The organism is Roseivivax sediminis (assembly GCF_900112685.1).
Lineage (GTDB): Bacteria > Pseudomonadota > Alphaproteobacteria > Rhodobacterales > Rhodobacteraceae > Roseivivax > Roseivivax sediminis.
On sequence record NZ_FOMS01000015.1, the window covers coordinates 63201 to 77665 of the forward strand.

At 69.9% G+C, this 14465-nt stretch carries 12 protein-coding genes; 5 read left to right on the forward strand and 7 right to left on the reverse strand.

What is annotated here, in order from left to right:
* Window positions 1–79: 79 nt before the first annotated feature.
* Genes F3H57_RS19170 through F3H57_RS19190 form a run of 5 tightly spaced genes read left to right on the forward strand, consistent with a single transcriptional unit; the run spans window position 80 to window position 4412 of the window.
* Complete coding sequence (locus tag F3H57_RS19170; protein WP_223163153.1) at window positions 80–1060, forward strand: TRAP transporter substrate-binding protein; 981 nt, start codon at window positions 80–82, stop codon at window positions 1058–1060.
* A 58-nt stretch (window positions 1061–1118) separates the two neighbouring features.
* On the forward strand, window positions 1119–1670 hold the full coding sequence (locus F3H57_RS19175) for a TRAP transporter small permease (protein ID WP_149758055.1): 552 nt from the start codon (window positions 1119–1121) through the stop codon (window positions 1668–1670).
* Complete coding sequence (locus F3H57_RS19180; protein WP_149758057.1) at window positions 1670–2974, forward strand: TRAP transporter large permease; 1305 nt, start codon at window positions 1670–1672, stop codon at window positions 2972–2974. Before F3H57_RS19175 ends, F3H57_RS19180 begins: the two co-directional genes overlap by 1 nt.
* The gene (locus F3H57_RS19185) at window positions 2971–3492 is read left to right on the forward strand and encodes a winged helix DNA-binding protein (protein WP_149758059.1); all 522 of its coding nucleotides are present in this window, start codon (window positions 2971–2973) and stop codon (window positions 3490–3492) included. The genes F3H57_RS19180 and F3H57_RS19185 overlap by 4 nt, the downstream gene beginning before the upstream one ends.
* Window positions 3489–4412 carry a hypothetical protein gene (locus F3H57_RS19190; RefSeq protein ID WP_149758061.1) on the forward strand — a complete coding sequence of 308 codons (924 nt, stop codon included), beginning with the start codon at window positions 3489–3491 and terminating at the stop codon, window positions 4410–4412. The genes F3H57_RS19185 and F3H57_RS19190 overlap by 4 nt, the downstream gene beginning before the upstream one ends.
* Here F3H57_RS19190 and F3H57_RS19195 read toward each other — a convergent pair.
* The 7 genes from F3H57_RS19195 to F3H57_RS19220 all read right to left on the reverse strand — a co-directional run bounded on the left by F3H57_RS19195 (window position 4409) and on the right by F3H57_RS19220 (window position 14453).
* Entirely contained in the window at window positions 4409–5512 is a 1104-nt protein-coding gene (locus F3H57_RS19195) for an NAD(P)/FAD-dependent oxidoreductase (RefSeq protein ID WP_149758063.1), read from the reverse strand. The genes F3H57_RS19190 and F3H57_RS19195 overlap by 4 nt on opposite strands.
* Window positions 5509–6357 carry an SMP-30/gluconolactonase/LRE family protein gene (locus tag F3H57_RS19200; protein ID WP_149758065.1) on the reverse strand — a complete coding sequence of 283 codons (849 nt, stop codon included), beginning with the start codon at window positions 6355–6357 and terminating at the stop codon, window positions 5509–5511. Before F3H57_RS19200 ends, F3H57_RS19195 begins: the two co-directional genes overlap by 4 nt.
* Window positions 6358–6430: 73 nt before the next feature.
* The gene (locus tag F3H57_RS19205) at window positions 6431–7312 is read right to left on the reverse strand and encodes a transglutaminase family protein (RefSeq protein WP_149758067.1); all 882 of its coding nucleotides are present in this window, start codon (window positions 7310–7312) and stop codon (window positions 6431–6433) included.
* A gap of 4 nt (window positions 7313–7316) precedes the next feature.
* Complete coding sequence (locus F3H57_RS19210) at window positions 7317–9713, reverse strand: circularly permuted type 2 ATP-grasp protein (protein ID WP_149758069.1); 2397 nt, start codon at window positions 9711–9713, stop codon at window positions 7317–7319.
* A 58-nt stretch (window positions 9714–9771) separates the two neighbouring features.
* Window positions 9772–13107 (reverse strand): transglutaminase family protein, encoded by a 3336-nt coding sequence (locus F3H57_RS19215; protein ID WP_149758071.1) that lies wholly within the window; start codon window positions 13105–13107, stop codon window positions 9772–9774.
* Window positions 13108–13244: 137 nt separating this feature from the next.
* Window positions 13245–13412 carry a hypothetical protein gene (locus F3H57_RS22350; protein WP_188129752.1) on the reverse strand — a complete coding sequence of 56 codons (168 nt, stop codon included), beginning with the start codon at window positions 13410–13412 and terminating at the stop codon, window positions 13245–13247.
* Between the two features lie 123 nt (window positions 13413–13535).
* Window positions 13536–14453 (reverse strand): methylenetetrahydrofolate reductase, encoded by a 918-nt coding sequence (locus F3H57_RS19220; RefSeq protein WP_149758073.1) that lies wholly within the window; start codon window positions 14451–14453, stop codon window positions 13536–13538.
* Window positions 14454–14465: the final 12 nt, after the last annotated feature.

A 14465-nucleotide genomic window follows, 5' to 3' on the forward strand; every position in this document is an offset into this window, starting at 1 on the left:
GGTCAAGCTTTCCCTGTCCGGGGCGACGGCGGCCGGCCCGGACGGTCGGAAAAACGCCGTCGAGACAGGGATATTCGCCATGACCATGACTTCGTTCCGCGGTCTTTCCGCGGCCCTCGCCGCTGCCATGTTCGCGCTGCCCGCCGCGGCGGCAAGCTGGGACATGCCCACGCCCTACGGCGACAGCGTCTTTCACACGCAGAACATCCAGACCTTCGCGGAAGACGTGGCATCGGCCACTGACGGCGAGGTCGAGATCACCGTGCATTCGGCCGGCTCGCTCTTTGCGCATCCCGAGATCAAGGATTCCGTGCGCCGCGGCCTCGCGCCCATCGGCGAGGTGCTGATGTCGCGCCTCGCGAACGAGGATCCGGTCTTCGCGATCGATTCGATCCCCTTCCTCGCGTCGAGCTACGAAGAGGCCCAGGCCCTTTGGGAGGCCTCCCGCCCGGTCGTGGAGGAACGGCTCGCCGAACAGGGGCTGACGCTCCTCTTCGCGGTGCCGTGGCCGGGCCAGAGCCTTTATACACAGGCCGAGGTGGCGCAAGCCTCTGACCTCGAAGGCGCGTCCTTCCGCGCCTACAACGCCGCGACCGAGCGACTCGCGCAGTTGATGGGCGCGGTGCCGACGCAGATCGAGACCGGCGACATTCCCACCGCCTTCGCAACCGGAAGGGTCGATGCGATGATCACCTCGCCCTCGACAGGCGTGTCGAGCCAGGCTTGGGACTTCACCTCGCACTACACCGACACGCAGGCTTGGCTTCCCAAGAACATGGTGATCGTGAACACCCAGGCCTTCGAGGGGCTGCCCGAAGAGCAGCGGACCGCCATCATGGACGCCGCCGCAGAGGCCGAGACCCGCGGCTGGGAGATGTCCCGCGAAGAGACCGAAAGCGGCATCGCGACGCTGGAAGAGAACGGCATGGCGATCAATGAGCCCTCCGAGGCGCTGTCGCAGGAAATGGCCGAGATCGGTGAGACCATGACCGAGGAATGGCTCGAAGAGGCCGGCGAGGCCGGCCAGGAGATCGTCGACACCTATCAGGGCGCCGAGTGATCCAATCGGGCGGGGCGCGCCGCGCGCCCTGCCCCCCTTCCACGTCCGGAGGTGCGGCATGCGCCGTTTTCTCGACCGTCTCTACGACACCGCGCTGTGGCTGTCGGCGATCACCTTCGGGCTGATCGCGGTGCTGGTGCTCTTGCAGATCCTGGGGCGGCTGGCCGACCGGATCGCGCGTCTAATGTCGCTGCCGCCTCCGGGGCTGACGATCCCGTCGCTGGCCGAATTCGGAGGGTTCCTCTTCGCTGGCGCGGTCTTTCTTGGCCTCGCCGGTACGCTGCAAGCCGGCGGGCATGTGCGGGTCAAGCTGGTCACGCGGTCCCTGCCCGACGGCGCGGCACGGTGGCTCGGCGTATTCGTGGCGCTCGCCGCCGCGGCGCTGGCCGGTTTCGCGACGTGGTCGAGCGGACTTCAAATGGCCGACAGCCTGCGCTTCGGCGCGGTGAGCTACGGCGTCGTCCCGATCCCGCTGGCGATCCCGCAGGGGGCAATGACGCTGGGCCTCGCGCTCATGTGCGTCGCGCTCCTCGACGCGGCCGCGACTGCGGCCCGCGGCGGCACGCCCGCCCACGACGCCGCCGAGGCGCGCACCGGAGGACCGGACTGATGGAGATCGCAACGCTTGCCCCGCTTCTTGTCGTCGTGCTCTTCGGCGCGCTGGCGCTCGGCCTCTGGGTCGGGTTCGCGCTGATCGCGGTGGGCATGGTGGCGATGTTCGCCGCCGCGTCCGCGCCGCCGAGCCTCGTCTTCGCCACCAAGGTCTGGGGGTCGATGACGGTCTGGGACCTCACCGCGCTGCCGATGTTCATCTGGATGGGCGAGATCCTCGTCCGCTCGCGCCTGTCCTCGGACATGTTTTCGGGCCTCGCGCCGTTCACCGCGCGGCTGCCGGGGCGCCTTCTGCACGTCAACGTCATGGGCTGCGCGCTCTTCGCCGCGGTCTCGGGCTCCTCCGCGGCGACGACGGCGACCATCGGGCGGATGTCCCTGCCCGAGCTGAAATCCCGCGGCTACGACGAGCGCATGGCCATCGGCACGCTCGCAGGATCGGGCACGTTCGGCTTCCTGATCCCGCCGTCGATCATCCTCATCGTCTACGGCGCGGCGACGGAGCAATCCATCGCGCGGCTGTTCCTCGCCGGCGTGGTGCCGGGCTTCATGCTGGCGGCGCTCTTCGGCGGCTACATCATGCTGTGGTCGCTCACGCACCGCGACCGCACGCCGCCGCCGGAACCGCCGGTGGACCGGTCCGAAACGCTGCGCGCGGCCGCACGCCTTCTGCCGGTGATCGGCCTGATCGTGGCGGTGATCGGGTCCATCTACCTCGGTCTCGCCAGCCCGACAGAGGCCGCCGTGATCGGCGTCGCCGGCGCGCTGATTCTCGCTGCCGCGACCGGCGCACTCAGCCGCGCGGGCGCACTCGACTCGCTGAAGGCCGCGACGATCACCACCTGCATGATCGCCTTCATCCTCGCCGGCGCATCGTTCCTGACCGTCGCCATGGGCTATACCGGCATCCCGCGCGAACTCGCCCGGCTGATCGGAGAGATGGGGCTGTCGCCCTACGCGCTTCTTGCGATGCTGACGGTGTTCTTCATTGTCATGGGCATGTTCCTCGACGGCATTTCCATCGTCGTTCTGACCGTGTCGATCATCCTGCCGATGGTCACGGCGGCGGGGATCGACCCGATCTGGTTCGGCATCTTCCTCGTCCTCGTGGTGGAGATGAGCCAGATCACCCCGCCGGTCGGCTTCAACCTCTTCGTGATCCAGACGATCACCGGGCGCGACATCTTCTGGGTCGCCCGCGCCGCGCTGCCGTTCTTCGGCCTGCTGGTCCTCGCGGTGGCGCTCCTGTCGCTGTTTCCCGGCCTCGCCCTCTGGCTGCCCGGCACGATGCTGTCGCGATGAGTGACGGTAACGCCCGCATCGGCCCGGTCGTCAGTTCGGCGCATCTCGCGGCCTCCGCCCTGCCCGAACTGTCAGAGCTGGAATACGCGCTGACCATGGCCAACCATGCCTTCCAGCGCTGGATCGTGCGCTGCATGGACGCTGCCGGCGCGCCGGGCATGTCGCCGCTCGAGGTGTTGATCGTGCATCTCGTCAACCACCGTGACCGCGCCAAGACGCAGAGCGACATCCGCCTCGTCCTGCATGTCGAGGACGCGCACCTCGTCACCTACGCGGTGCGCAAGCTGTCTGAACGCGGGCTGGTGACGACCGCGCGCAAGGGCAAGGACAAGACCGTGGAGATCACCGAGGAGGGCACGGCGGTGTGCACCCGCTACCGCGAGGTGCGCGAGAGCCTGCTGATCGAGCTGGCACGCGAGACCGGCTGGAAACCCGAGGAGATGTCGCGCCTCGCCGCGCTGCTGCGGGCGATGTCGGGCAATTACGACCACGCCGCGCGGGCGGCCACGACGCTGTGAGGCCTCTGGCTGCCTGCGCGCGGCACGGGCGCTGGCTGCTGGTCGCGGGGCTCTTGGCCGGCATCGCGGTGCCGGGGCTCGCGGACGCGATGGCGCCGTGGATCGTGCCGATGCTGGGCGCGATGCTCTGCCTTGCCGTCCTGCGCGAGGGTCCCTCGGCGCTGCGCCCACGGGGGCCGGAGGCACGCACCGCCCTGGTCGCCGCGCTGGCGCTGCAACTGGCGCTGCCGCTCTGCCTCGGCGGGGCGCTCTGGGCCGCGGGGCTGCTTGCCCATCCGCTCGCGGCGGCATTGGTGCTGGCCTCGGCAGCGGCGCCGATCACCGGCCTGCCCGGCCTCGCGGCGATGTCGGGCGCGGATGTGAGCGTGGCGCTGCGGCAGGTGACGCTGGGCACCGCGCTTCTGCCGCTGACGGCGCTGCCGGCCTTCGCGCTGGTGCCCGCCTTCGCCGATCTCGGCGCGGTGAGCGGCGGGGCGCTGCGGCTTCTCGCGCTCATCGCGCTCGCCGCCCTGACGGCTTTGCTGCTGCGCCGGATCTTTCCGACGCTCGCGCGGCCCGAGGCGCGTCCGGCCTATGACGGGGCGATGGCGCTGGCCATGGCGCTCGTGGTCGTGGGGCTGATGTCCGCCATCGCCCCGGCGGCGCGCGAGGCGCCGGGCGCGCTCGCCATCGCCTTCGTCCTGGCCTGCACGCTCTATGCCGCGCAGATCACGGGGGCATGGCGGGTGGCGAAGCACGCGGTCCCGCGGCACGCCGCACTCAGCCTCGCCATCGCCGCGGGCAACCGCAATCTCGCGCTGTTCCTCGCCGCGCTGCCGCCCGAGACGGCCGCACCGCTGATGGTCTTCGTCGGCTGCTATCAGGTGCCGATGTACCTTACGCCGGTGCTGCTGCCCCGGCTGACCTGCGGGCGGGCCTAAGCGCGCAGCCGCTCGGGCGCGAGCGCCGCGACAACAGCCTCCGGCAATTCCGGCGCCCGCCCCGTCAAGAGCGCACTGGCGTGCCGCGACAGGGCCGGCGAGGTCTGGATGCCGTAGCCGCCCTGCCCGGCGAGCCAGAAGAACCCCTCGGCGCTGGGATCGAAGCCGACGACCGGCGTGCGGTCGGGCGCAAAGGTGCGCATCCCGGCCCAGCTGCGTTCCACCCGCGTCACCGGCTCCGTCACCGCGCGGGCGTAGCGGTCGAGCCCCTCGGCCAGCACCATGTCCTCGGGCCAGACATCGTGCGGCGTCACAGGGTCTTGGTCGGCGGGCGAGACCATCAGCTTGCCCGCGTCGGGCTTGGCGTACCACGTCTCGGTCACCGTGCCGAAGAGCGGCCAGCGCGACACGTCGTGCCCGCCCGGCGCCGGCAGGAGCGCGGCCGAGCGGCGGTGCGGCACGAGGCCGAGCGGTGCCACGCCCGCGAGCCCCGCCAGTTCATCCGCCCAGCCGCCGGCGGCATCGACGATCACCGGCGCCTCGTAGACCGCCTTCTGCGTCTCGATCCGCCAGACACCGCCTTCGCGCGCGATCGCGGTCACGCGCGCACCTGCATCGACGCGACCGCCGCGCGCCTTCAGCCGCCGTTGGAAGCCCTGCAGCAGCCGGTCGACATCGATGTCCTGCGCGTCCGGTTCGTGCAGCGCGGCGGCGATGCGCTCGGGCCGCAGGATCGGCACGATCTTCGCCGCCTCAGCCCCGGTCATGCGCGTGAGCCCCGCCGCGCCGTCCGCATAGGCGTCGAGCGCCGCCAGCTCGTCCTCTCCGGCGATCTGCAGGACGCCGCGCGGGCCGAGGACCGGGCCGTCGCAGAACTCCGCCGCCGCCTCGAAGATCGGCGCGGAGGCGGCGTTGAGCGCGCGCAACGTGGCGTTGCCGTAATTGCGGATGAAGAGCGCGGCGGAGCGGCCCGTGGCGTGCATGCCGGCGCGCGGCTCGCTCTCCAGCACGATCACGCTTGCGTCGGCCGCGGCCTCCGACCCCGCTCCGATGCCGGCGATGCCGGCGCCGACGATGAGGATATCCGCCGTCTCGGTCACAGCTTGACCTGGTGCTCGCGCTGGCCGGTGAAGCCCATGGGCACGCAGAACGTCACGCCGCCCAGCGGATCGTCTGGCCCCGCGCCGTCCGCTGCCGACGTGGCGAAGAGCGTCGAGTAATCGGCGCCTCCAAAGGCCGGGCAGGTGATCTGTCCGGCGGCGAGGCCCGCGGCGGTCATGAACTTGCCCTCGGGATTGTAGCAAGCCACCCGCCCGGCGCCGTATTGCGCGTTCCACAGGTTGCCTTGCGTGTCGACGACGGCGCCGTCGGGGCGCTTGCGCTCCTGGCTGAGGTCGATGAACACGGACGGATCGCCCGCCGGCCAGCCCTCGTCGTCGAGCGGCACGCGCTTGATCTGGAAGGTATCGGTGTCGCCGAAATATCCGTAGGCCCCGCCCGGCGCGAAGCAGATCGCGTTCGAGATGGTGATCCGGTCGTAAAGCTGGCGCAGCTCGCCCTTGTAGTAACGGTAGATCGCGCCGGCCTCTTGCTCCTTCGCCTTGCCCATGGTGCCGATCCAGAAGCCGCCCCAGGGGTCGGCCCGGCCGTCGTTGGAGCGCGTGACCGGGTTGTCGGCCTCGAGCGGCACCACGCTCTCTTCGCTTTCGGCCTCGGTGTCGAAGACGAAGAGGTCGGTCTCGGAGGCGACCAGCAACTTGCCCTTGTCGATCCAGCCGCCGGCGGAGACGTGGCGATCGAACTGCCAGTGCCGCTCGCCGTACGCGTCGCGGCGGTAGAGCCGCTTGCCGAGGATGTCGAACCAGTAGAGCGCCTCTTCCCACGGATGCCAGAGCGGGCCCTCGCCCAGCTCGCACACAGTATCGCTGTAGATGAGATGTGACATCGCGCGCTCCCATTCGCTTTCGGCGCCACTCTGTCGCATCGCGGGTGGCTTGGCCAGAGCGCGGCTGTCTGGCTCAGGCGCCGAGCGGCACCAGGTCGACGCTGTGGCGCGAGGCCTGACGTCCGGCCGTCCGCACTGTGCCCTTGATCGGCGCGACGTCCGAATAGTCGCGCCCGACGGCGACGACGATGTGATCACTACCCACCATGACATCGTTGGTCGGATCGTATTCGATCCAGCCGATCTCCGCCCCGCACCAGGCGCGCAGCCAGGCATGCATCGCGTCCGCCCCGGCCAGCCGCTTTCGGCCCGGCGGCGGATCGGTGCGCAGAAAGCCCGAGACGTAGCCGGCCGGAATGCCGACCGAGCGCAGGCCCGCGATCATCACGTGGGTAAAGTCCTGGCAGACGCCGTGGCGTGCGGCGAAGGCCGCGCCGGGCGGCGTGTTCACGTCCGTCGCCTTGGCGTCGAAGGTCATGTGACCGTGCAGTGCCCGGCCCACAGCCCGGACCGCCGCCAGCACCGTCATGCCGGGATCGAGGCACTGGCGCGCGAATTCGGTGATCAGCATGTCCGGCGCCACGCGCGGCGAGGGCGACAGGAAATGGTGCGGCTGCTCCGGCGACAGCGCCCGGCGGGCCGCGATCTCCGCCCCGAGCCGGGGCAGCGGAGGCGAGAGGTCCAGAAGCTCCGGCCGGGTCAGCCGCTCGAGCTGTGCACGTACCTGCATCTCGAGCCGCGTGACGGGCGCATGAAAGCCCATCTCGGTCACCGGGTTTCCCCAGAAATCGGCGCGGTGCGCAATCTCTCCTGGCTCGGGGTCGACCCTGAGCCGGACATCCTCGACGATCTGCTCCTCGGCGATCTGCCTTGGCATGATCCGCATGACGTGCCGGGCGGTCGGCGCCGGCCCGCCGTAATCGTAGACAATGCGCAGGGTCAGATCGTAGCGCATCACGTCACACCAGGTAGGCGGCGGTGATCCGCTCGCCGAGATCGGTCAGATCGCGCGCAAGGCTGCGCAGGGCGGCCGCATCCATGTCCGTGGGCTCCGCTGTGGCGAGGCGGGTGTCGATGCGCATCGCCGCGCGCATCACGTCCGACAGGGTGCCGCTCACCTCCGCGCCCGGCAGTTCGGCGGCGAGCGCATGGATCCGCGCCACCTGGAACCGGACGGAGCGCGGATTGCGGTGATCAAGCGCCAGAAGGTCGATGACCGAGGTGCGGCTGCTGTCAATCTGGTAGCGGCGGCGATGGGTCATCACGCTGTCGCCGACCTCGATGGCGATGTCGAAGGCGCCATCGGGCGCGTCCTCCGCGGCGAAATCCGAGAGCGTCGACACCATGTTCTGCGCCCGTTCCAGCGCCCGGCCGATGGACAGGAAGCGCCATCCGACAAAGCGGTACATGTTGTCGTGGACGAGCCCGGCGAAACCGGCCGTGCCGCGCAGGAACTGCCCCAGCGCACGCGCCGCCTCGTCGCCCGGCTGGACGTGCCGCATATGATCGGCGACCTCGTCCTTCAGCGTCTGAAGCGCCACCCAGCCGTCGACCGAGAACCGGTCGCGCACCTTGGAGGCGGAGCGGATCGCGGCCTCGAGCGCGGCGGTCACGGCCCCCGGTTCGGCGGCCTCGCGCGGCACGCCGAGCGCGCGCAGATGCGCGGCAAGGCGGGCGACACGCGGGTCGTCCTCGCGTCCGGTCTCGGCCAGACGCAGGTGGTAGGCGCGCAAGAGGCGCACCATCGTCTCGGCCCGCTCGACGTAGCGACCGAGCCACATAAGGTTGTCGGCGGCGCGCGACGGCAGCAGGCTGTCGGCGGCGCGCTGGAACGGTGCGCCGGCGTCGTGCATCGTCTCGGGCGCAACGTCGCGGTCCGACACGACCCAGACATCGGCCACCCGGCCCCCGCGCCGCAGCGCCAGCGCGGTGGCATCCGCCGACCCGCCGATCCGGGCATAGCCCCCCGGCATCACCTTCCAGCCCGACGCCGTACGGGCGGCGAAGACCCGCAGCATCACCGGCCGCGCCTGCAGGGCGCCGTCCTCGTAGACCGGAGTGGTCGACAGGCTCACCGCCTCCTGCCCAACCAGCGCGCCTTTCTGCGCGCGCACCCAGGCCGCCGGATCGGCATCGCGTCCGTCCTGGAAACGCCCGGCTATAAGCTGCGCGCCGTCCGCCTCGAACGGCAGATCCTGGCTGAGCGCGTCTCCCACCATCATCCGGCCGAGATTCGCAGCGACGTATTCGCGCTCCCGCTCCTGCCCGCACCACCAGGTCGCGAGGTTGGGCAGCTTGAGCCGCTCGCCGGTCAGGTATTCGGCCATGCGCGGCAGGAAGGCGAGGAAGGCGCGGCTCTGCACCAGCCCGGCGCCGAGCGCGTTGGCCATGCAGACATTGCCCTCGCGCAGCGCCCTGACCAGCCCCGGCGTGCCGAGCGCGGAGCGGTCGTCAAGCTCCAACGGATCGGCAAACGCGGAATCGAGCCGCCGCCAGAGCACCGAGATCGGCTTCAGCCCGGCGACGGTGCGCACCATGACCCGGCCGCCCACCACGGTCAGGTCCTCGCCCTCCAGCAGCATCAGGCCGAGATATCGGGCGATGTAGGCGTGTTCGAAATAGGTTTCCGTCCCCAGCCCCGGCGTCAGGATCGCCATGCGCCCGTCCAGCGTCTCGGCCGAGCGTTGCAGCGCGCTGCGGAACGCCCGGAAGAACCCGGCGAGGCGGTGGATCGTACCATGCTCGAACGGGTCCGAGAAAGCGCGCATGGTCGCCACCCGGTTTTCCAGCGCGAAGCCCGCGCCCGAGGGCGCCTCGGTCCGGTCGCCGAGGACGAACCACGACCCGTCGGGCGCGCGGCCCAGTTCGAACGCGACGAAGTGCAGGTAGTGGCCCGAAGGCGGCCGCAGGCCGACCATCGGTCGCAGCCATGCGGGGTTGCCGGCGACAAGCTCGGGCGGCAGCACACCCTCGCGCACCAGCCAGCCGGCGCCGTAGAGGTCTGCCAGAACGCTTTCGAGCACCTCGGCGCGTTGTGCCACGCCGTCCGCGATCTTCAGCCACTCGGCTTCTTCCAGCAGCATCGGCACGTGGCTGAGCGGCCAGTCCCGTTCGGCCGGCCCGTCCCCGGTGGACTGGCGGAAGAACACGCCGGCATCCCGCAGGTATTGCTCGCCGCGGGCGAAGCGGCGCGAGACGTCCTCGGCCGAGAGGTGGGCGAAACGCTCCAGGAAGGGTCGCCAGACCGGGCGCACATGCCCGTCCGGTCCGAACATCTCGTCCGCCACGCCCTCCGGCACCCGATAGTCGCCGATCAGAGACGCCAGGGCGTGCCCCGCCTGCGCGTTCTGGTCCATCCGTCGTCCTTCCGCCTGATCCGCCGCCAAGCCGCAACGGGGGAATCAGAGGGGTGTATCACACCGCGGCGGGGCGGCGCAGATCCAGCGTGAAGGGAAATTCCGGGTGCGGCACCTCTGCCGCCGCGACGTATGGCCCCGGCGTATGACCCAAGGGTTCGAACCGGGCGAGCCGGCGCGCCTCCGCCTCGTTGCCGTTCACCGGGAAGGTGTCGTAGTTGCGCCCGCCCGGATGCGCGACGTGGTATGTGCAGCCGCCGAGCGCCCGTCCCGTCCAGGTGTCGTAGACATCGAAGGTCAGCGGCGCGTGCACCGGCACCGTCGGGTGCAGCGCCTCGGCCGGCTGCCACGCTTTGAAGCGCACGCCGGCGACGGACATGCCCGACGTCACCGTCCTCGTCAGCGGCACCCGCCGGCCGTTGCAGGTCACCGCGTAGCGGTCTGGATTGGCGGTGGTCAGCTGCACCTGCAGGCGCTCGACCGAGCTGTCGGTGTAGCGCACCGTCCCGCCGATGGCGCCGCGTTCGCCAAGGACGTGCCAGGGCTCCAGCGCCTGCCGGATCTCCAGATGCGTGCCCTCGTAGTCCACCTGCCCGCAGAACGGGAAGCGGAACTCGGCCTGCGCCTCGAACCACGCGGGGTCGAGCGCGAAGCCGTGGTCGCCAAGGTCGCGCAGAAGGTCGAGGAAATCCTGCCAGAGGAAATAGGGCAGCATGAAGCGGTCGTGCAGCTCCGTCCCCCAGCGCACCGGCCGGCCCGAGATCGGCGCCTGCCAGCAGCGCGCGATGATCGCCCGCAGAAGCACCTGCTGGGCCAGGCTCATCTTCGGGTCGGGCGGCATCTCGAAGCCGCGGAATTCCACGAGGCCGAGCCGGCCGGTCGGCCCGTCGGGCGAGAACAACTTGTCGATGCAGATCTCGGCGCGGTGGGTGTTGCCGGTCACATCGATCAGGATGTTCCGCAGGAGCCGGTCCACGAGCCATGGCGGCGTGCCGCCCCAGTCGGGTGACGGAATGTTCGCCAGCGCGATCTCCAGCTCGTAGAGCGAATCGTGCCGCGCCTCGTCGATCCGGGGTGCCTGCGAGGTTGGTCCGATGAAGAGACCCGAGAACAGATAGCTCAGCGACGGGTGCCGCTGCCACGTGAGGATCAGCGATTTCAGAAGGTCGGGCCGGCGCAGGAACGGCGAGTCGTTCGGCGTCGCGCCCCCCACGACGACATGGTTGCCGCCCCCGGTGCCGGTGTGGCGCCCGTCGATCATGAACTTGTCGGCGCCGAGCCGGCATTGCCGGGCCTCCTCGTAGATCGCTTCCGTCGTCGCGACGCACTCGTCCCAGCTATGGGCGGGGTGGATGTTCACCTCGATCACGCCGGGATCGGGCGCAACGCGGATCACGTTCATGCGCGGGTCGTGCGGCGGCGCATAGCCCTCGATATGGACCGGCATGCCGAGACGCCGCGCCGCCCGCTCTGCCGCCGCGACGAGATCGAGGTAATCCTCCAGGCTCTCCACCGGCGGCATGAAGACGCAAAGCTTGCCGGCTCGCGGCTCCACCGACAGCGCGGTGCGCACCGCGCCCTCGACCGGGGAGAGCTGCTGCTCGATCACGGCCTGAACCTCGGCCTGCGGCGCGGGGGCGGAGACGGGCTGCGCCCGGTCGCCCTCAACGTCCGGCCCATGGTCGTAATCGGGCAGATCGCCACGCGGCACGGTCGGATCGGTGATGTAGGTGTAGGGGTATTGCGCCGGCGGCACGTAGGGCAGCGCGCCCAGCGGGATGCGGTAGCCAACGGGGCTGTCGCCCGGCACCAGGAACACCTTGCCGCGCCGCAGTTTCCACTTCTCCGACCGCCACTTGCGCCCCGCCGCCTTCGACTGCCACGCTTGGATCGGCAGCACGTAGCCGGTGGGCTGCGTCAGCCCGCGCTCGAACACCTTCGCCATGCGGTGACGTTCCTCGGCGTCCTTGAGGCGGTTGTTCTCGGGCGTGACGTTCTCGGGCAGGTTCGCTTCCTTCAGGAGCCATTCCGCCGGGTCCTCGTAGGCCGGAACGACATAATCGGGCGTCACCGCCAGCTCCTCGGCCATGGTCGCAAGGAAGCTGCCTGCCGCCTCGGGATCGGCGGCGCCGCCCGCGCTTTCGGAGGCGACGAGGGACGCATCCTCCCAGATCGGCTTGCCGTCGCGGCGCCAGTAAAGCGAGAAGGTCCAGCGCGGCAGCGTCTCGCCGGGATACCACTTGCCCTGCCCGTAATGCAGAAAGCCCCCGGGCGCGAAGCGGGTGCGCAGACGGCGGATCAGCGTGTCGGCGAGGCCGCGCTTCATCGGGCCGACGGCGGCGGTGTTCCACTCGGCGCTCTCGTAGTCGTCGATCGACACGAAAGTCGGCTCGCCGCCCATGGTCAGGCGCACGTCACCAGCCTCCAGCGCCGCGTCGACCTTGTGGCCGAGCGCGTTCAGCGCCTGCCAGGCGTCGTCCGAGAACGGCTTGGTGATGCGCGGATGTTCCGCCACGCGCGCCACGGTCATGTCGAAATGAAAATCGGTCTTCACCTGCCCGATTGCCTGGAAACCGCCGGCGATCGGCGCGGCGTTGGCGAAATGCGGCGTCGCGGCGAGCGGGATGTGGCTTTCCCCGGCAAAAAGCCCGCTGGTCGGATCGAGCCCGATCCAGCCCGCGCCCGGCAGGAACACCTCTACCCAGGCGTGCAGGTCGGTGAAGTCGTGGTCGGTGCCCGACGGACCGTCGAGCGCCTCCAGATCCGGCTTGAGCTGGATGAGGTAACCCGACACGAAGCGCGCCGCGAAACCCAGATGCCGCAGGAGGTTCACCAGCAGCCAGGAGCTGTCCCGGCAGGAGCCCGAGCCGCGCTCCAGCGTCTCCTCCGGGGTCTGCACGCCCGGCTCCATGCGGATGAGGTACTCCACGTCGCCCGACAGCTTGGCATTGAGACCGACCAGCATGTCGACGGTGCGCGCCTCCTCACGTGGAATGCTGGCGAGGTAGTCGGCGAAACGCGGCCCCGTCGCCACAGGCTTGCGGTAGATCGACAGATCCTCGGTCAGCTCGGCCGGGTACTCGAAGGGCCATGTCTCGGCCGCTTCCTCCACGAAGAAGTCGAACGGATTGTAGACCGACATGTCCGCGACGAGGTCGACCTCGATCCGGAACTCGCGCACCGGTTCGGGGAAGACGAAGCGCGCCAGCCAGTTGCCGTAGGGGTCCTGCTGGTGGTTCACGAAATGCGGTGTCGGACCGACCTTCAGCGAATGCGAGATGACCCGCGTGCGCGAATGCGGCGCCGGGCGCAGCCGCACGATCTGCGGGCCGAGCGTGACGTTGCGATCATAGGTGTAATGGGTGAGGTGGTGGATGCTTGCGTAAATCGCCATGAGGGTCCGGGCCTGGGAAATCGTGTCGCAGTCAGCTTCTCAGGCCCCGGCGCCCTTTGCACGCCTCAATCGTGTTCGGACCGCCCGGTCCGGCGGCGAACTGCCCGCCAATTGGGCAACGGACGCGCTGCCGTGGCTCAGACGCTGCGCGATGACCCGCAATCGAACATGGTCTTGAGCGAAAAAGCGGTCTCGGACATCTCGCCGCGCGCCTCGAGGGCGAGCGACAGGTGCCCGATCCCGATGAGCGCGGCCAGCAGCACCGCCTTGCAGAGCGTGAAATCGCGAACGGTATGAGAGCGCATAATGTGTCCTCCGGCATATCTGAACCGAACGGTTCAATCATGCCCGAGACGCGTGTTTCAGTCCACTCACAAGCAGGTCACGTTCGGTGCGCTGGCGCGCACCCATCGGTGCGCCACGGCCGATCAGTCGCTTTCGGCGGCCGGACGCGAGCGCGACATCCTGTTGGCGTAGTCCGTCGCCGCATGTAGCCCGCCGAGCGGAAAGATATGCGCGCCCGCGATCTGCGTCTCGGGGTTGTCGGCGCAGTAATCTGCGAGGTCCGACAGCACCTCGGTCGGCTCGAACGGTTTGACCAGCCGGGTGACGTCCTTCGCGCGTTTCTGCAGCACCGACAGCGACGGGCCGACACCGCAGGCGATGGCGTATTTCAGCAGCGTCTGCAGCTTCGCCGGGCCGGCGACGCCGACATGGATCGGCAACGTCACGCCGCTCTGCCGCATCCGTTCGGCCCAGTCTATCACCGGCTCGGCGGCAAAGACGAACTGCGTGACCAGCCCCATCTCGGCCTCCGTGCGCTCCGAGAAGTCCTGCTTCCAGCGCGCCGCCGCGTCGATACCGCTTGTGCCGCCGTCCGGGTCGATGTCGCGGTTGCCCTCGGGATGGCCTGCGACGTGCAGCCGGTTGAAGCCGTGCTTGTCGAACAGCCCGGTCTCGAGCATCGCCATGGAACTCTCGAAGGCGCCGCCCTCGTGCAGCCGGTCGCCCGACAGGACCAGCGCCTGGCGCGCGCCCGCCTCTTCGGCGTAGCGCCGCAGCCGGGTCTCGAGCGCCTCGCGGCTGTCCAGCGTGGCGGCGGGCACGTGCGGCATCGGGGTGAAACCCTCGTCGGTCAGGCGCCGCGCGCAGGCCACCATGTCGTCCTCGGGCGTGCCCTTGATGTGGGTGATGTAGACCCGGGTGCCGGCGGGCAGGATCGTGCGCAGATCGTCGATCTCGGCGGCCGTCTTCGGCATCACCTCGATCGAGTAGCCGGACAGGAACGCCGGGACCGCGGCGCTGCGGCGGGCCGCGGCCGACTTGAAGAAATTCAGGATCGTCATGGTGTCTCCTCC